The sequence below is a fragment of the Stenotrophomonas sp. 86156_Sma genome, assembly GCF_056481625.1.
On record NZ_CM151157.1, the window covers coordinates 1,778,920 to 1,795,640 of the forward strand.

A 16,721-nucleotide genomic window follows, 5' to 3' on the forward strand; every position below is an offset into this window, starting at 1 on the left:
GCGAGGCAATATGTCATCGAACGCCGTGTCCGGCAGTACCAAAGGCGGGGCCGTCAGTGCCAGGTTGGCGCTGACGACAGGCGATCTCGCCCACGGAAGGCGATAGGGAAGAAGGCCCACGGTCGGTTCGTCATTGAAAAAAACGCGTTCGTCGATTTCCGCCAAGCGAGGCTGGCAAATGAATATGTGCGACTCCTCCCACGGATCGCGCAGATGTCAGTTCATATTCGCCGACGTGCGGGCTATAGGTAAATGTTCTAGGCCGGATTTGAAGGAGCTAGAAAGACATGCAGCGTTTGATCCTGCCCCTTCCGGGCAACGAGGTTTTCGCCAGCGAGCTGGCACGACAGAGTCGTGGTGAACTTGGAACGGTGGAAACTCGCCGATTTCCCGATGGCGAGACCTACGTACGCCTGCACGGGATGCCTAACGGGCGTCCCGTCGATCTGATCTGCACGTTGGCACGGCCAGACGCACAGTTCCTGGCGCTAACCTTCGCTGCAGATGCTGCAAGGGACCTTGGGGCAAGCGAAGTCAACCTGGTGGCCCCCTACCTGGCCTACATGCGGCAGGACGCGCGATTCCACCCAGGTGAATGCATCAGTTCAAGATCGTTTGCCCGGTTGATATCCGCGACCTTCGACCGCCTGGTGACCGTCGACCCTCACCTGCACCGACATGCGGCACTGACTTCGCTGTACACCATACCGGCCACAACGCTGCATGCCGCACCGCTGTTGTCCAGTTGGATCGCAGCCAATGTCGATCTGCCTCTGATCATCGGACCAGACGAAGAAAGCGAGCAGTGGGCAGGTGATATCGCAAGGCGCATTGGCGTGCCTTATGCCGTTTTGAACAAGACGCGCCTAGGCGACCGCAGTGTCGAGATCGAGGTCCCAGATTTGTCTGCGTGGCGCGATCGCACGCCGGTACTGGTGGACGACATCGCATCGTCTGGACGGACCTTGGCGGTGGCAGCGCGTAAGCTTGTCGAACAGGGGCTCCGAAAACCCGAATGCGTCGTGGTGCATGCGCTGTTCGCTGACGAAGCCTGGGTGGAATTGATCCCCCTATTCTCGCGTATCACATCCACCGACGCCGTCCCGCACCCCAGCAACAGGATTGCCCTGTCAGCCCTGGTCTGCGGCGCGCTGGACGCATCGCTTACTGCTGGCGCTTAAGCCCTCACTTTCTTGGAAAGGATATCGCCATGAACGACAAGACTTCGGCACGGTCTCAATGGCTGGCCGGACACGGGCCAATCAAGCGACGGCACGACACCATTGAGCATATCGACGCGGCCGTCGCCGATCTGCTGGAAGCGGGGTCCATCGCATCCGTGGAGGATGCTTACGTATTGCTCGCCGCGAGCGACCGCCTGACGTGTGCGGCGATGAACGTCGTTGCGCACATGACCTACGCCAATCGTATCGACTTATCCGGCGCCCCGCTGATGGAGCATGATTTCAAGGCGGTGCCGGAAGGACATACCGGCGGATCGCTCAACATGGTGCCGGCCTTCGTGGGATATCTGCTTGCCAATGCGTTGGCTGGCTCGACCCGCGGATGGCTGATGGGGCAGGGACACTGCGTCGCGGCCATCGAGGCGATTAACACGCTGACCGGGGACGTGTCCCCAAGCCAGAAGGGACGGTACGATCGTAGCGAAGCTGGGCTGTCCCGTCTGTGTGCGGACTTCTATTCCTACGCCGTCGATGCGCGTGGCGAACCGGCGGTGCCGTTGGGCAGCCATGCGAGCCCCCATACCGCAGGGGCAGTCTCCGAAGGCGGATACCTGGGCTTCGCCGCACTGCAATACGTGCATATGCCCTTGCCGGGAGAGAGCTTGGTGGCCTTCCTGAGCGACGGCGCGTTCGAAGAGCAGCGCGGCTCGGATTGGGCACCGCGCTGGTGGCGAGCCGAGGACTGCGGTTTCGCGATTCCGGTGATGATCCTCAACGGACGCCGGATCGAGCAGCGCACGCAGATCGTCCAAGAAGGCGGTGCCGCTTGGCTGGCAGAGGATGTGCGCCATAACGGCTTCGAGCCGCTGATCGTCGATGGCCGTGACCCTGCCGCAATCGCCTGGGCGATCCTGGCGGCGGAGCAGGCGCTGAAAAGGTTCGCCGCCGCGCCGGAACGACGTTATCCCGCCCGGTTGCCATATGTCATCGCCGAGACCGAGAAAGGGTTCGGCTTCGCCGGCGCCGGTACCAACGCCGCACACAATCTTCCACTGGTCGGCAATCCTCACCGGGATGCCGGCGCCCGGGAAGCGTTCAATGCCAGCGCCTCTGCGCTCCATGTGGCGTCTGGGGACCTCGATCACGCGCTTGCGGTGCTCGATACCCATCGCAGCCAGGGCCGCGGTCGGGAGAGCCAGCATTCCATGGCTCATCGTCACCCGCAGGCGCTGCACCTGCCAGAACCGGCGTGGGCACCGGCCGGCACCCAAGGCAGCGCCATGGCGATGCTGGATCGGTGGTTCGTTGAGCTGGTTCGGGCCAACCCTGGATTGCGGGTCCGGCTCGGTAATCCCGACGAGTTGGCCAGTAACAAGATGGGCGGCACCCTCGCGCTGCTCAAGCATCGGGTCAACGTGCCGGAACCGGGCATGGCCGAGGACCTTCATGGCGCGGTGATCACCGCGCTCAATGAAGAGGCAGTCGCCGCAGCGGCGCTTGGCAACAAGGGGGGGCTCAACCTGATCGTCAGCTACGAGGCGTTCGCAATGAAGATGCTCGGCCTGCTGCGCCAGGAGATCATTTTCGCGCGCCATCAGAAGGCGCTCGGCCAAGTCCCCGGCTGGCTATCTGTTCCGCTGATCGTCACCTCGCACACCTGGGAGAACTCGAAGAACGAGCAGTCTCACCAGGACCCGACGATAGGCGAAGCCTTGCTGGGCGAGATGTCAGACACCGCACGCGTACTGTTTCCGGTAGACAGCAACACCGCTGTGGCCGCGCTGCGAGACGTGTACGCCGGCCGCGGACAGCTCGCCTGCATGGTGGTGTCCAAGCGGGATGCTCCCGAGCGTCTCGATGCCAACGCGGCTCAACGGCTGGTCGAGCGCGGCGCAGCGCACATCGCAGGGACGCCTGGCGTTGCCGGCGTGCAGTTCGTCGCCATCGGAGCGTATCAACTGGAGGAGGCGCTGAAAGCCCACGCTTTCCTGGAGCGGCATGGGCTGGCTTCCTGCGTCACCGCGGTGATCGAGCCCGGGCGGTTACGCATTCCACGCGATGAGATCGAGCGCGCTTTCGTGCTCGGCGATGACGAATTACAGGCGTTCTTTCCCGACGACCTGCCGCGGGTGGTGCTCAGCCACACACGTCCCGAACCGATGTTGGGGATCCTTCGACGCCTCGATGGCGGCCAAGCAAGGACGCGTGCGCTGGGTTACATCAGTCGCGGAGGCACGCTCGACGTGGCTGGAATGCTCCTCGCCAATCGCTGCACTTGGATACACGCCGTGCAGGCAGCCGCGCAAGTGACCGGCTGGAAGACGCCTGCACCGGGCTGACGATCCACGACTGGGCGCCGACACAAGCGGCCAACTGCATTGACCAAGAATCTTTAGGACAAGGAAAAGAAGAATGCTCTCATTGACCAGCCTCGGCGGAGCCGGCACCGTCACGGGCTCCAAGCACCTGCTGACCTGCGACGACACCCGCATTCTGATCGATTGCGGCTTGTTTCAGGGCCTGAAGAACTTGCGCGAGCTCAATTGGCAGCAACTGGCTGTCAATCCAGAAGACGTGGACGCAGCCGTTCTCACCCACGGCCATCTGGACCACTGCGGTTATCTGCCGAGATTCGTGCTCAATGGTTTCTCCGGGCCGATATACGCCACTCCCGCCACGCGCGATGTGGCTGCGTTGATCCTGCGTGACAGTGCCTTCTTGCAGGAAAAGGATGCCGAGTTCGCCAATCGCAAAGGTTTCAGCAAGCACAAGCCTGCCCTGCCTCTGTACCGGGTCGCCGACGCCGAGCGCGCGATCGGCATGTTCGCCACAGCACCGCTTCATAGGGAGGTTGCGCTGCCCGGCGGAGGCACGTTGTTGCTCCGACGGGCAGGACACATCCTTGGTGCCGCCACGGCACAGATCGACATCGGCGGCCGGCGCATCGTGTTTTCCGGTGATCTCGGACGCTATGACGACCTGGTGATGCATGCGCCCGAAAGCGTGCCCGAGGCTGACTATGTGGTGATCGAATCAACCTACGGCGACCGTCGCCACGAGCACAGCGATCCGGTCGAAGCTCTGGGGGCGGTGATCGAGCGCACCGTGAAGCGAGGCGGTACGGTGGTGGTTCCGGCATTCGCGGTCGGCCGTGCCCAGTCGCTCATCTACGATCTGTGGCTGCTGCGCCGCGCTGGTCGTTTGAACAATGTTCCGATTTTTCTGGACAGTCCTATGGCGACCAGTGCTACGGAACTGATGCATGCCTACCCGGACGACCATCGGCTTTCAGTACAAGATTACACGGCGGCATGCGAAGCGATCACTTGCGTGCGCGATGTAGAAGAGTCTAAAGCGTTGTCCGCCAACCGTTATCCCAAGGTGATCATTTCTGCCAGCGGCATGGCCACCGGCGGACGCGTCTTGCATCACATCGCTGCTTTCGGCCCCCATCACCTTAATACGCTACTGTTCTCTGGGTTTCAGGCTGCGGGCACGCGCGGACGCAAGCTGCTCGAAGGTGCAAAAGAGACGAAGATCCATGGCCAGTGGGTGCCAGTGAAAGCCGAGGTCGCCGAGCTCCCCGGGCTGTCCGCGCATGCCGACAGCGACGAGTTGATGCGTTGGCTGGCCGGTTTCCAGCGTCCACCCAAGAATGTTTTTATCGTTCACGGCGAGCCAAGTGCATCCGAGGCGCTGCGCGAGCGGGTGCAACGTGACCTGGGCTGGCAGGCCACGGTTCCACGGCAGGGTCAGGAGTTCAAGCTGTGAGCGCTGTCGTAGGAACGCCAGGCGCTGCTGCTGCAGTACCCGTTGCACCAGCCATGGTAGCGGTGCGGATGCGCCTGCATGCGCAGCACCAAGCTGTCGCTGTCATGCGCAGGGATTCCTATGTCTGCCTCGCTGAAGGACTCGCGTCGCGATCGCAGGTGCTGGTCAGGGCGGGGGAGCGCGAGCTGCTCGCCCAGCTGTACCAGATCGAGGACGATGAGCGCCTGGCGCCCGAGCAGGTGGCCTTGTCCGAAGACGCCTGGGACGCCTTGGGGTTGCATGCAGGCGATACCGTCGAGGTGCGCCATCCGCCGTTACTGGACTCGCTGGCCGGCGTGCGCAAGCGGATCTACGGTCAGCGCCTGAACATGCAGGACATGACCGCCATCGTCGGCGACGTCGTGAAGGGGCGCTACACGGATGTGCATCTGGCTGCGTTCCTGACCGCCACTTCCACCCTGCCGCTGGACGAACAAGAGACCGTCGATCTGACCCGCGCGATGGTTCAGGTGGGTGAGCGCTTGAAATGGGGGGCCCAGATGGTCGTCGACAAGCACTGCGTCGGCGGATTGCCGGGCAACCGCACCACACCCATCGTCGTGGCGATTGTGACGGCGAACGGCCTGCTAATGCCCAAGACCTCGTCACGCGCCATCACATCGCCTGCCGGCACCGCCGATACCATGGAAACTTTAGCACCTGTCGACCTCAGCCTAGACAAGCTGCGCGATGTGGTCAAGCGCGAAGGCGGCTGCCTGGCGTGGGGTGGTTCCATGCACTTGTCCCCAGCCGACGACATTTTTGTACGCGTTGAGCGTGAATTAGACATCGATACGGAGGGACAACTGATCGCCTCGGTGTTGTCCAAGAAGATCGCGGCCGGCGCGACGCATGTCGTCATCGATATTCCTGTCGGACCTACCGCCAAGGTACGTAGCCAGGAGGCCGCTCAACTGCTGGGCTCGAAGTTGACCGCCACTGCCACATACTTCGGTCTCGCCGTGCATTGCCTGTATACGGACGGCACTCAGCCCGTCGGCCGCGGCATCGGCCCGGCGCTGGAAGCCCGGGATGTGCTGGCCGTATTGCGCAATGACGAGGGGGCGCCGGCCGATCTTCGCCAACGAGCCGCTGTGGTTGCCGGCGCAGTGTTGGAGATGGGGGGCGCTGCGCCAGCAGGAGGAGGCATGGCGTTGGCCTTGCGCACTCTAGACGAGGGGCTCGCGTGGGAGAAGTTTCAGCGCATCTGCGATGCTCAAGGCGGAATGCGAGAACCGCCACGCGCCCCTTGCGTGCTGCCCTTGGTCGCTGCCAGCGCCGGCAAGGTGGTGGGGATCGACAATCGCAAACTGTCCCGGCTGGCGAAGTTGGCCGGCGCTCCGGACAACCCGGCAGCTGGCGTGGATCTGAGGGTGCAGGTTGGCGATCGGGTTGTGCCGGGGGCGCCGTTGCTGTTTCTGCATGCGCAAACGCCAAGCACCTTGGACTATGCCCTGATCTATGCACGCGGGGCCGGAGACATTATCGAAATCGCGACTTAGTCACGGCGCCGGAGAGACGCCCCCGGTTTTCAGATAAGGATTGTTGGGGGGCGGGTCTTGGAATAGTTGCAGCGGGCTCTGCAGGAGATAGCCGTGTAACTGACGCGCCTTGCGTGGGCCGGTGACTTCGCAGGTCCAGATGTTCAGGCCGTTGGGCTGTTTACGGTGCAGTTGCAGTCGTTCGAAGCGTTTCTGTACCCACTGCCAGTCCTGCTGATTCTCTCGCCTGGCCAGTGCTTCCACCTGCGGGTGCTCTTGTGCATACCGCTGGAAGACGCCTGGGCTTACCAGGTACGCCGTATCGCTCACGGTGTGTACGAGCGCTTTCGCGTCGTTGATTATTAGCCGCCGCGAGGCTATGCCCTGTTGCAGCCATGCCATGAAATGCTCGCCGGAGGGCTGCGCGACCGGGGACATGGGCAACGGTGATGAAGGCGTAGCGGTGACCGAGATTAGTGAGGGCGCTCCCGGGGGCGTTGCATCCACCTCGCCCGCGGCGGCTTCCGCCTCCCGCGCCATGCCGGACGAATCCCGTAGACCCACCATCGCCAGCATGTCCTCCATGACATCGGCCTTGGTTTGGGGCCTGGGCGAAGGAGCCGAAGCGGTGCTACCAGCTTCTTCCCATGGCAGCGCCTCTTGGCTCGCTGCGGCGGGCTGCACATCATCTGGGGGAAGTGGGAGTGGCCCATCGGCCTCGTTGTCCGTGGAGCCCGTATCAATCGCCACCGTCCCGGCGAACGGCGCGGGCCGCTCGCCAGGCTCCCAAATCAGTGCAGGCGCCACCCGCAACAGGGTGAACGAGTGGGACCAGCCGGTGGAACTGGTCACGGTCGCGCGCCAGATCGCCTTGCCGTCTGGCGTCGGCTGCAACATGCCGTGGTCCTGGAGCACGTTGAACACCGCAGTGTTGTTCGCAGGGATGCCATCAACGCCCTGGGACAGCAAGTGCGCTCGGAGCTTGTCCGAGACCGTCTTGCTCACCAGCCATAGCGAGTCCTCGGTGAGCCAGCCATCGGAGGCTTCAGGCTGGTTCAGTTTCAGCTCTTCCTTGAGCAGGTAGCGAAGCCCGTTCACCAGCTTGCGTTGGAGCGAGTGCTTGGGTGCGGCCATGGCGCGCGCGGGATCGCCGCCCAGCTCCTGGGCGACGGAGGCGCGGTCTGCCTGCACGACCAACTCGCCGAGCACCCCGGCGTGCTCGTACTGCCCGGCAAGAACGTAAAGCAGCGGCGCCCACAATGACGGATAGCCGCTGAGCCAGTCGAGAATGTCGCGGTTGAGCAACTGGTGGTACAGCAGGCTCGTGGCGGCGCTGTGCAGGCGGTACTCGCGATCCTCCCGGTAGCGGAAGCGGTACGGCTGGCGCAGCGGGCCATGCCAAGGGTGCCAAGTGCTGCCGTCGGCCAGTTCGACCTGCAGGTCCACGGCGATCTTGCCGATGTCGTGCAACAGGGCCGCGTACGCGATCGCAGCAGTCCACGCCTCGGCTTGCGCGGCCTGGTCTTCAGGGCTGGCGCCTATGGGCAGCAGATGGGACTGCCGCAGCTTCAGGCTGTAGGCGACGATTTCCAGGCCATGGTCGAGCATGCCGCCCGGGTAGGCGTGATGGTGCGCTTCGGAGGCCGGGAACCCCTGGACCAGCTCGGCGTAGCGCTCCAGTGGCGTGCGGTACAGGGTGGCGAACTGCCTTCGCGAGAGCGAGGTGCGCTGCCAGATGTGTTCCATCAGCTTCTGCCGGCGCGGGGTGGCCAGCAGCGAGGCAGCCGACTCCGGCCGCGTCAGCCCTTTCAGGAGGTCGGTGGCAGATGCTGGCGACGGCGCGGCAGCGACCGGAGGACGTTTTCGCTGGAACAGGGAGAGCATGTCGGTGTCCTGATGGCGGGCCGGGCGGGAGGCCTTTTTGCCTTTTCGAGGTAGGGCCTTTCCCCTTGCACCCCATTCCCTTGCCGTTTCGACCCTTTGGCCTTTCACCGTTTCGGTATAGCGGCCCCTGGGTTGCGGCTCCAGTGTCAATGCGGAACCCGCACGAATGGATTGGACAGCGGCCCCGCGCTGGCCGCGGCCTATGCTGCCGAGACGCTACAGCCGCCAGGTAGACTCCCATTCATGCGACTAGATTGACAAAGGCGACAAAGGCGACTAGAGTGAATCCTGTCTCAAACCTACCTGGGAGATGACCATGTCCACTGCCATCGAATTCATTGCCGACCGGCTGCCGCGCGTCACGGTGGAGGATGTGCGCCGCTTCGCGGATACCGTCGAAATCCGGGATGCCCCGGCTTTCGCGGCCGAGTTGCAGGCGTTTATCCACGAGCGCGTGGAGGCGGTGAAGCTGCCCGCCAACCTGGAAGGTGAAACGGTGGCGCAGGCCTTGGAGCGAAAGGCGGCCGCGCTGCGCGCCGACACGCGCTGGGCACCGACTGAAACCGACGTCCAGCGAGGCCGCGCCGTGCTGCTGGAAGCCTTCAACCAGCCGGACAACCTGCCGCCTGCCGAGTTCGCCAAGCTGGCGGACAAGTCGCGCCAGCAAATCTACAAGGACATCCTCGCCCGTCGGCTGCTGGCGCTGAACGTGGGGCCGCGCGGCCAGAAGCTGCCCGACTGGCAGCTCGACCCGGTGAAGCAGCAGTTGACCCAAACCGTGCTCCAGGAGGTCGAGGGCATCGACCACTGGACGATCTACCGCGCGCTGTCCGAACCACTCGAAGGCTTGGGCGGTCGCTCGCCGGTGGATGCGGTGACGCATGGCACGATCGATGACGTGGCCGAGGCTGTGTTCAACGTGCTGGGCGTACAGGTGCATTGAAGCGAGATCGCCATGAGCCACGAGCTGCCTTCGTTCCTGATCGATGCCGGTGAACTGCTCCAGCATGTGAGCCGCGTCGTCTATCGGGGCAGCCCGCTGTACTATGGCCGCAGCAGCACGAATCGCTACGATGACCCGGCGGGAGCCTACGGCGTGCTCTACCTGGGGCGCGACCTGCCCACGGCGCTGATGGAGTCGGTGTTTCACAAGCACCAGTGGCTTGCGGACACCAATCGCTCGATCACGCTGAAAGAAGTCCAGGCCCGGATGGTGCGCGCAGTAGGAGTTCTGGACGACATGCTCCTGGCTGACCTCACGGCGCCGGGCGTCATGGCAAGCTACTTCGGCCTGAATCTGGAGCAATTGGCCAGCCGCGACTACACGTACACGCAGCAGGTGTCCGCCCAGGTGCATGCGATGCTCGGAGATGACGGCCAGGCGCTGTTCGACGGAGTGCTCTATCCGTCGCGCAACAACTATCCCGCCAAGAGCATCGCCCTGTTCGAGCGTGCGGGAGCCAAGATCAGCGTTGTCGAGGACATCGACTTGGTTGACCATGTGGACTGGCCGCGGTTCGTTACCACCTATCGCATCGGCTTGGAACTCGATCCCGGCCCGGTGGAGCCGGAGGACGAAGCGTCCTGAAGCAGCAAGAAAGCGCATTGAAGCCTCAAACCGAATGAATTGGAGCAAAGTGAAATAGGCATTCCTCAACAGCAGGAGACGACCATGACCACGACGACCCGCACCAGCACCGCAGAACGCCTCGGCCGCACCTTTGGCCGCGGATGGCGTGCCTATGCGCGCGGCGAACGACGGGCGTCGAACTGGTTGATCTCCAAGGGAGTGCCGATAGCTGGCGCTGTCGCGCTCGTGTGGGTGGTCAAGTTGGCCGCGCTCGGGGCGCTGCTGTACACCACCTTCTGGCTGGCTCTGCTGCTGGTGTGCGTCATAGTCGTTGCCTGGATGGCCCGCAATACCGACCTGGGCGAGGAGTTGCCCGAGCCAGAATGGCGAAACGGACCAGCCGGGTTCGGCTTGTACACCTACGACGGTTTTCGCATTGATCCTCATGTCGAGGATGACTAGCAGTGATTACTTCTTCGACACGGCATTGATCGCGATACTTCCTCCCTTCCCACCGGCAGCCTTGGCATCGCCAGTGGCACCAGCGAGTCCTTGCAGCACGTTACCGGCGCGAACACCCGCCCAAGCCAAGGCCATGATCCAGAAGGTAGGTAGCACGATGAACATGGTGCCCGTGATGAACATCAGGAGCATGTCACCGAAGGCGTTGTTCAGCCCCACCAGCGGGTCGAAGTTGGTGTGCGGCCGGTTCCAGCCAAAACCCCAGCCATAAAGCGCGTCCAGAATCGTTGAATCGATCCAGCGTGCGAGTTGGAACCAGAAGTCCGTGAAGAACAGCGCGAACTGCACCACGCTGACGGTGACGACCGTCTTCAGGTCATAGGTGCCCACGACTAGCACCAGCGGGATGCAGATGACCAGCGCCATCTTCAGCAAGGCGAGCACCATGGGCAGGGATTGGCGCACGACGTCCATGGCGGGAAACGCAGCAATCGCGCCGACGGCCATCCCGACGTCGCCTGTGGCGCGCGTCACGATGTTCGGCAGGGTCTTGTCGATCTGGCCGCCGTAGTCCGTATAGACGCTGCCCTGGTTCAGTTTCTGCTGCCGCGGTGACGCGATGGCGCGAATCACCGAATCGTCCACCTCGGCCCGGCTGAGGAACCCGGCCCAGCCCGCCAGGCGATTCAGTAGGGTCGGGTCCACTTTCCCCAGCAGGCGTGCCCGCAGGCCGTTGCTGCCGTCTGACCACCACTGCCTGCAAGTCGGGTAGCCGCCGCCATTGGCAACCTGCGCGAGGCCAGCATCGCGGGTGTCGTCATAGGGCCATGCCTCGCGCGCCGTGCTGGAGCGGTAGCTGTCGTAGTAGCCACCCGTGTCCGTGAAAAAGCGCGAGCCGATCCAGGTCACGTCGTGCATCTGCTGCTCATCGAGATCCGGGCGCTGCATGAACAGTTTGGCCCGCGCAGGCCCATAGCAATCCCGAGAGAAGTCCGCGACTTCCTGAGCCAGTACCGGGTCGTCAATGCGGGTCGCGTCGATCTCCATCCTCATCTGCCGCAGGTCCGTACCGCACGGGATCGCCGCTACCGAGGCGCTCGTGACGGCGCGCGAGAGCGCGTGCATGAAGGCCCACCAGACCGGTACCTTCGCCGACTGGTTGTTGATGGTGCTGAATGACTGCGACCAGCCGGTTTCCGTGGGCTGCGGCACGCTGACCTGGCACTGCGCCGAGCGCGAGCTGTCGTACTGGATGGTGCTGAGATCCACGTCGATGAACGGAATGCCGGCGAACATCACCACCACGATGGCGACGAAGACCCGATTCTCGATACGAGCGGCCGAGAGCACCCCCTTGTTGCCTTCGTCGGCGCCTTCCGCACGAGCCTTCAGCCACTCCTGCACGACGATGGCGACGAAAGGCAGCGCAAACACCCCGCTGGACACCAGCACGGCCCAGATACCGTTGTTGACGATCCAGGACACAAGGGTGAGGTAGTACTCCAGATAGTCGGTTGTGAAGAGCGTCATGGTCCCGATCTCCCCTCAAGCGGCCTGCATCAGCAGGCTGGCTTCCAGCGCGACGATGGCGACGACGCCGGCGACTTCGGTGCGGATCAACCGGCGCCGCGCCTGGCCATCTGTCCCACTTTGGTCTTCCCGGGCCAGCACCCGGCGGCGCATCCAGAACCATCCATAGACCGTTGCCACGTACACGCACAGCCGCCAGATGAAGAAATACCCTGCGGAGGCCGCCAGCCACCGTTCCCAGCCTGCAACGCTGCCGACCAGGTAGATGCCCGCGACGTTCGCCCCCACGGCGGCGGCAACGATCAGCACCAGCCACAGCAGCGTCTTCGCCGCGCGCCGGCTGAACAGCCAGCGCAGCGGCCGCCATGCCATGCGCGCCGGGCTCATGGCCGACTCCCCGGATTGCCCTTCTGGAGCTGGTCGAGACGGTCCGGCACAGGATCGCCCTCGTAGATGCCGCGCGAGCCGGCCGCGCGCGCGCCGTGGCGCTGGATGATCGCCATGGGCGAGTTGTTCGCCAGCTCGCGCCGCAGCTCCAGTTCGGTCTTGAGGTTGCGAATCTCGCGGTCGAGTGTGTCGCTCTCGTGGTTCACGGCTTCCACGGCAAGCTCGTTGGCCGCGACATTGGGCTCCTTCTTGCCCGTGAGCAGCGTGCGCTGCAGCAGGAGCGCCTTCTCCAGCACGGACGCCAGCGCGACCTCGGACGCCAGGCGCTGCGAAAGCAGGTGCTGGTCGGGCTCGTCGCGCAGCGCCTCGATCACGCCGCGCGTGATGGGCAGCGACGCACTGCCGGCCTCGCGCAGGTTCTCCGGCGTCGTGTTCTTCGCCTTGGTCACCAGGTCCTGGAGCGCCTGCAGCTTGGCATCGTACTCTTCCTGGATCAGCGGAGTGAGCCCGACGCCCGGCGTCGTCTCGGTCTTGGTGCAGGCATCGCACGTGCGCTGCTCCTTCTCGCCGAGCACGCGCGTAGCCCACTCGACGGCGGCCTGCGGCGAGGTCCAGGTCTGGCACGAGAGACTGCTGCAACTGGCCGGCGCGATGGACGAGGTGTCGGTTACGCCGCGGCCGTTGACCAGGTTGTAGCCGGCACGGGTGACATCGCCGACGACCCTGATCGCTGGTTGGCCGGAGCCGCCCGCATTGCTGCCTCCGACCCAGGGCACGCCATCGTTGCCGCGGCGTGTCTCTGCTTGCTCGATGGCCGAGACCGCGTCGGTACTCGACACGGCATCGCGCAACGCCAGCCCTTCTGCCATCTGGCTCCAGCCGAGTTGTCCACCCGCCGTTTCGGCCATCTTCTCGGCCATCGCACGGCACGTCAGCTTGGAACGGTCGAAATCGAGTCGCGCCTGCAGCACGCCATTGGTGAGCAGGTTGTACAGACCGGGATCGGCCCGCTGGATGATCAGCGCGGGCAACGATGCCACCGCACTGGTGGCACTCTGGATCACCGACGACATGATTTGCTGGAAGCCGTTGGTGATGCCATTCAGTTGGTTCTTCAACGTGGTCTGGATGCTCATATCGCCGCAGATCAAGTTGCTGTTCCAGCCCACGCCGACGCCGAGAGAGCGCATGCCGGCCGCACGTCCCATCGACACGGCGTTGCCGCCGCCGATCGAGTACATGACGTCATCGCCGATGACGCTGCCGCTGGTCTGGTATCCCAGTTGACCCCAGGCCACGCCGCTGCCGAGCGCGAGCGCGCCGGCGAGCGCCAGGACGATCTCCGTGCGACGTGCCCGGCGGGACAACGGATTGAATGCAGGACGGAACTTCATGGCACCACCTCAGAGGAAATCGACGCTGCCCAGGAACACCTGGCCACGGCGTGAGCAGCAGGCATACGGCCGCCACAGCGCCCATGCGTAGTCGCCTTGCTGCGCCTGGGTAAGGAAGCCGCTGCGCGGGAAGACCGTGCAGGACGACGACAGGACGGGCGTGAGTTCTTGCCACTTGCCGGTCGAGGCATCGCCCTCCATCAGCGCGCCGGCTGGCCAGTAGCCGTCGCGGGAGTTCGCGAGCAACGGCTGATAGACGTGGATCTGCCCCCGGCGAGTGACCACATCGCCCGCACGCTGGGCCACCACTGCGCTGGCCTTGAAGTCGTCGGTTTGGTGCAGGAAGCCGCCACGGGGATACACGTTGCCCCACAGGTTCATCGTGGTGCGTGCGCCGACCTCGCGCCGGCCCGGAATCAGCGCTTCCGGGTAGGCCATCTCGGGCACGTTGTAGCGCCAGGCCAGCGTATCCAGGGTGCTGAGCAAGTACGGCATGAACGCCGTGCCCGCGCCCTCACAGAAGTAGCCCGACGACGAGGCGAACTGGTTGAACACCTCGGCACCGGGGTGGCCGATGACGTCCGCGTTTTTGAATTTTGCGAGATTGTTTTCGTGATCCTCGTTTGTGGTCCCATCGCCGCCCGCTTGGGCCGACGGGTTGGGTGTGCCCATTGCCCGGACTTCGACCCAGGGGTTTTCGCCGGTATTCGAGTACGACGACACCACCGCGTCGGGAACGTAGTGGCGCACTTTCGTGGACGTGCGCACGGTGCAGCCCGTCCATGTGCAATAGAGCCAGTAGCAGATGCCGACGACGCGGTATTCGAGGCAGTCGGGCGATGCCACCGATCCGATGACGGTCGCTGTATTGAGGGCGTAGCTACCCGTGGCGCTGAGCAGCAGCAACGAAGCCACGCCAGCGCGCAGGCGGCGCATCAGGTCGAATGGTCGGGTCACGGCTGGTTCCTCCGGTGCTGCTCGATGCGCGCGACAGCGCGAGCCACGTCCGGCTCGCCATAGACCACGTAGCGTTTGTCCACCACGACGGCTGGAATGCTGGTGATGCCCAGGCTCCATGCGTCGGTGACGCCTTGGTATGCGGAAGCGATGCGGCGCTGTAGATCGGCACCGCCGACATTCAGCCGGCGCTTGACGATGGCCGTCGCCTGTTCGGGGTCGGTGGGCAGTCCCGCGGAAAGCTCCGCTTCAATCCGGTGGGCTTCGTCCAGCTCGATCAGCTGCTCGCCGCCCCTGTTCTTGACCGGGTGGCGGCTGTCGGTGACGACCACCACGTCGGCGGCGAAGGTGGCCGGGCTGAAAACGGCCAGGGCTGCCGGCAGCGCCACGGCCAGGCCGAGGGTTCGCCAGCCCGGCGCGAACCTGGAAAGAGATGCTGGCATGTCGCGTGCCCTTGAAGTTGATCAGAGCAGTAGTCAAACGCGAAGCCGATGCGGCCCCAACAAACAATGCGCATCGCGCACTGCCCGCATACCTGCTTGTCTCGCGCCCACGAAAAAGCGGAGGCCGAAGCCTCCGCGTGGATCAGGGAGCCGATGCCGTCGCTACAGCAGGCCGGATTCCGCGAACGAGTACGGCGTGCCTTGGCCGACGATCAGGTGATCCAGCACCCTCACGTCGATCAGCGACAACGCGGCCCTCAGCGTTTGGGTCAACGCGCGATCCGCGCTCGATGGGTCCGTGCAGCCCGAAGGGTGTTGGTGGCTGAAAATGACCGCAGCAGCGTTCAGTTCCAGGGCACGCTGCACGATCGGGCGCGCATGTACCGTGGTCGAATGGACTGTGCCTTTGAACGTCGGTTCATAGGCCAGTACCTCGTGCATGTTGTTCAAATACACGACGGCGAAGATTTCGTTGGGCTCGGCGGCCAGTTTCAGGCGCAGGTAGTCCTTAACGGCCGCAGGCTGATCCAGGGAAGGCCCCTTCTTGAAGACCCGCTGCTCCAGCAGCGCGATGGCTTGCCGGATGATCCAGTCATCGGATTGGGACGCTGGGGCAAAACGTGGCTCCACGCAGGAGTCATTGACGACGAGTGACATGGCGAACCTCCAGAATGTGAACGGAGGGCGCCAGCCTGAGAGGGCAAGCCCTCCTGGGGATGGAAACAGCGGAACAAGGTGCATCTATCACCGCGCAGCGGTGATTGTTCGCAGCCGGGATGCGAAGCGAACGGGTAGCGGTCAGCGCGGCGATCCGCACCGTAGCCTCAAAGACCGAGGGCTACCTGGGCATGTCGCCGACAACGTCGGCAGGCATCTCGGATGTGGGGGTGGCGGGCGAACCCGCCGCGTCGCTGGACATTTCCCCGGCCGCCAGCATGTCCATGGCCGAGAGCAAGGCATCGCCCTCGATCGGCCCTTGCAGCACGATGGCCTGGCCCGTCTGGCGATCGAGCAGTCGCAGCGACGGCGTGGCGGTCACGCCGCTCTTGGTCGCTTCCGCGGCCTGGGCGCTGATGGCCGCGTTGGGCCGCTCACTCGCCATGCACTGCTCGATGGCTGACGTTGTTTCTGGGTAGCGCAAGCCATCGGGCAAGCCCTGGCCGTCGCTGCGCGTGTGGGCATAGACCCATTCGACCGCCTGCCAGAACGCCGCATGCCCGCCTGCTTCGGCAGCGCACTCGGCCAGACGTGCCTCGTCCGACGCGGCAGGCTCGTGCGCAGCCAGCGGCTGGTGATGCCATTGCAGTGCGACGTCGGTGTTGCTGCCGACCCACCGCTTGAGCTGCGGGAAGTACTCCCGGCAGAACGGGCATTCCAGGTCGGCATAGAGTGTCAGCGTGAAACGGCCGTCAGGGTTGCCCATCTGCCAGGGTGGCCCAGCGACCTGCGCCGTGCTGACCGGCGCGGGCGACGGCGCTGAGGATCCGCCGGGCGACCGGGACACGAGCCAGATCAGCAGCAGCGCGACCAGCGCAGCAGCCAATACCCAGGGCCAGCGGCGACGGCGGAACGCCTGGACCTGCATCGGAATGGAAGGACGTTTCTGGTCCATGGCGTTC

15 protein-coding genes are annotated in these 16,721 nt (G+C 64.3%); 7 read left to right on the plus strand and 8 right to left on the minus strand.

Features of this window, described 5'->3' with window-relative positions; translation table 11 throughout:
- The first annotated feature begins 287 nt into the window (after positions 1-287).
- The 4 genes from ACZK33_RS08250 to ACZK33_RS08265 all read left to right on the plus strand — a co-directional run bounded on the left by ACZK33_RS08250 (position 288) and on the right by ACZK33_RS08265 (position 6,496).
- A complete protein-coding gene (locus ACZK33_RS08250; RefSeq protein ID WP_034032859.1) occupies positions 288-1,181 on the plus strand; it encodes a ribose-phosphate pyrophosphokinase in 894 nt (297 codons plus the stop codon).
- 29 nt (positions 1,182-1,210) lie between these two features.
- On the plus strand, positions 1,211-3,523 hold the full coding sequence (locus ACZK33_RS08255) for a phosphoketolase family protein (protein WP_034032861.1): 2,313 nt from the start codon (positions 1,211-1,213) through the stop codon (positions 3,521-3,523).
- Between the two features lie 73 nt (positions 3,524-3,596).
- A complete protein-coding gene (locus tag ACZK33_RS08260; protein WP_034032863.1) occupies positions 3,597-4,955 on the plus strand; it encodes an MBL fold metallo-hydrolase RNA specificity domain-containing protein in 1,359 nt (452 codons plus the stop codon).
- Between the two features lie 68 nt (positions 4,956-5,023).
- Positions 5,024-6,496, plus strand: a complete 1,473-nt coding sequence (locus ACZK33_RS08265) for a thymidine phosphorylase family protein (protein WP_079388760.1) — start codon at positions 5,024-5,026, stop codon at positions 6,494-6,496.
- On the opposite strand, the gene mobH is transcribed toward ACZK33_RS08265, so the two are convergent.
- The gene (gene mobH / locus ACZK33_RS08270) at positions 6,497-8,359 is read right to left on the minus strand and encodes a MobH family relaxase (RefSeq protein WP_034032866.1); all 1,863 of its coding nucleotides are present in this window, start codon (positions 8,357-8,359) and stop codon (positions 6,497-6,499) included. It abuts the gene before it with no gap.
- Between the two features lie 316 nt (positions 8,360-8,675).
- On the opposite strand from mobH, the gene ACZK33_RS08275 reads away from it, so the two are divergent.
- The 3 genes from ACZK33_RS08275 (at position 8,676) to ACZK33_RS08285 (ending at position 10,391) form a co-directional block, all read left to right on the plus strand.
- Positions 8,676-9,302 (plus strand): hypothetical protein, encoded by a 627-nt coding sequence (locus ACZK33_RS08275; protein WP_034032952.1) that lies wholly within the window; start codon positions 8,676-8,678, stop codon positions 9,300-9,302.
- A 12-nt stretch (positions 9,303-9,314) separates the two neighbouring features.
- A complete protein-coding gene (locus ACZK33_RS08280) occupies positions 9,315-9,947 on the plus strand; it encodes an RES family NAD+ phosphorylase (RefSeq protein WP_034032868.1) in 633 nt (210 codons plus the stop codon).
- Positions 9,948-10,031: 84 nt separating this feature from the next.
- Positions 10,032-10,391: a DUF3742 family protein gene (locus ACZK33_RS08285; RefSeq protein WP_034032869.1), complete on the plus strand. Its 360-nt coding sequence runs from the start codon at positions 10,032-10,034 to the stop codon at positions 10,389-10,391.
- A gap of 6 nt (positions 10,392-10,397) precedes the next feature.
- Here the strand turns inward: ACZK33_RS08285 and ACZK33_RS08290 are convergent, their stop codons facing one another.
- The 7 genes from ACZK33_RS08290 to ACZK33_RS08320 all read right to left on the minus strand — a co-directional run bounded on the left by ACZK33_RS08290 (position 10,398) and on the right by ACZK33_RS08320 (position 16,714).
- Positions 10,398-11,921, minus strand: a complete 1,524-nt coding sequence (locus ACZK33_RS08290) for a conjugal transfer protein TraG N-terminal domain-containing protein (RefSeq protein ID WP_034032870.1) — start codon at positions 11,919-11,921, stop codon at positions 10,398-10,400.
- A gap of 15 nt (positions 11,922-11,936) precedes the next feature.
- The gene (locus ACZK33_RS08295) at positions 11,937-12,308 is read right to left on the minus strand and encodes a hypothetical protein (RefSeq protein WP_034032873.1); all 372 of its coding nucleotides are present in this window, start codon (positions 12,306-12,308) and stop codon (positions 11,937-11,939) included.
- Entirely contained in the window at positions 12,305-13,702 is a 1,398-nt protein-coding gene (locus tag ACZK33_RS08300; RefSeq protein WP_034032874.1) for an integrating conjugative element protein, read from the minus strand. The genes ACZK33_RS08295 and ACZK33_RS08300 overlap by 4 nt, the downstream gene beginning before the upstream one ends.
- A 9-nt stretch (positions 13,703-13,711) precedes the next feature.
- Positions 13,712-14,638, minus strand: coding sequence for a TIGR03756 family integrating conjugative element protein (locus ACZK33_RS08305; protein ID WP_155684696.1), 927 nt, complete (start codon positions 14,636-14,638; stop codon positions 13,712-13,714).
- 17 nt (positions 14,639-14,655) lie between these two features.
- A complete protein-coding gene (locus ACZK33_RS08310) occupies positions 14,656-15,102 on the minus strand; it encodes a TIGR03757 family integrating conjugative element protein (RefSeq protein ID WP_034032876.1) in 447 nt (148 codons plus the stop codon).
- A gap of 162 nt (positions 15,103-15,264) precedes the next feature.
- Entirely contained in the window at positions 15,265-15,759 is a 495-nt protein-coding gene (locus tag ACZK33_RS08315; protein WP_034032877.1) for a JAB domain-containing protein, read from the minus strand.
- Between the two features lie 181 nt (positions 15,760-15,940).
- Positions 15,941-16,714, minus strand: coding sequence for a DsbA family protein (locus ACZK33_RS08320; protein ID WP_034032879.1), 774 nt, complete (start codon positions 16,712-16,714; stop codon positions 15,941-15,943).
- Positions 16,715-16,721: the final 7 nt, after the last annotated feature.

Bases quoted from the DNA above. Each gene is read 5' to 3' on its own strand.
- ACZK33_RS08250 (WP_034032859.1), top strand. From the start codon at position 288: ATGCAGCGTTTGATCCTGCCCCTTCCGGGCAACGAGGTTTTCGCCAGC.
- ACZK33_RS08255 (WP_034032861.1), top strand. From the start codon at position 1,211: ATGAACGACAAGACTTCGGCACGGTCTCAATGGCTGGCCGGACACGGG.
- ACZK33_RS08260 (WP_034032863.1), top strand. From the start codon at position 3,597: ATGCTCTCATTGACCAGCCTCGGCGGAGCCGGCACCGTCACGGGCTCC.
- ACZK33_RS08265 (WP_079388760.1), top strand. From the start codon at position 5,024: ATGCGCCTGCATGCGCAGCACCAAGCTGTCGCTGTCATGCGCAGGGAT.
- mobH (WP_034032866.1), bottom strand. From the start codon at position 8,359: ATGCTCTCCCTGTTCCAGCGAAAACGTCCTCCGGTCGCTGCCGCGCCG.
- ACZK33_RS08275 (WP_034032952.1), top strand. From the start codon at position 8,676: ATGTCCACTGCCATCGAATTCATTGCCGACCGGCTGCCGCGCGTCACG.
- ACZK33_RS08280 (WP_034032868.1), top strand. From the start codon at position 9,315: ATGAGCCACGAGCTGCCTTCGTTCCTGATCGATGCCGGTGAACTGCTC.
- ACZK33_RS08285 (WP_034032869.1), top strand. From the start codon at position 10,032: ATGACCACGACGACCCGCACCAGCACCGCAGAACGCCTCGGCCGCACC.
- ACZK33_RS08290 (WP_034032870.1), bottom strand. From the start codon at position 11,921: ATGACGCTCTTCACAACCGACTATCTGGAGTACTACCTCACCCTTGTG.
- ACZK33_RS08295 (WP_034032873.1), bottom strand. From the start codon at position 12,308: ATGAGCCCGGCGCGCATGGCATGGCGGCCGCTGCGCTGGCTGTTCAGC.
- ACZK33_RS08300 (WP_034032874.1), bottom strand. From the start codon at position 13,702: ATGAAGTTCCGTCCTGCATTCAATCCGTTGTCCCGCCGGGCACGTCGC.
- ACZK33_RS08305 (WP_155684696.1), bottom strand. From the start codon at position 14,638: ATGCGCCGCCTGCGCGCTGGCGTGGCTTCGTTGCTGCTGCTCAGCGCC.
- ACZK33_RS08310 (WP_034032876.1), bottom strand. From the start codon at position 15,102: ATGCCAGCATCTCTTTCCAGGTTCGCGCCGGGCTGGCGAACCCTCGGC.
- ACZK33_RS08315 (WP_034032877.1), bottom strand. From the start codon at position 15,759: ATGTCACTCGTCGTCAATGACTCCTGCGTGGAGCCACGTTTTGCCCCA.
- ACZK33_RS08320 (WP_034032879.1), bottom strand. From the start codon at position 16,714: ATGGACCAGAAACGTCCTTCCATTCCGATGCAGGTCCAGGCGTTCCGC.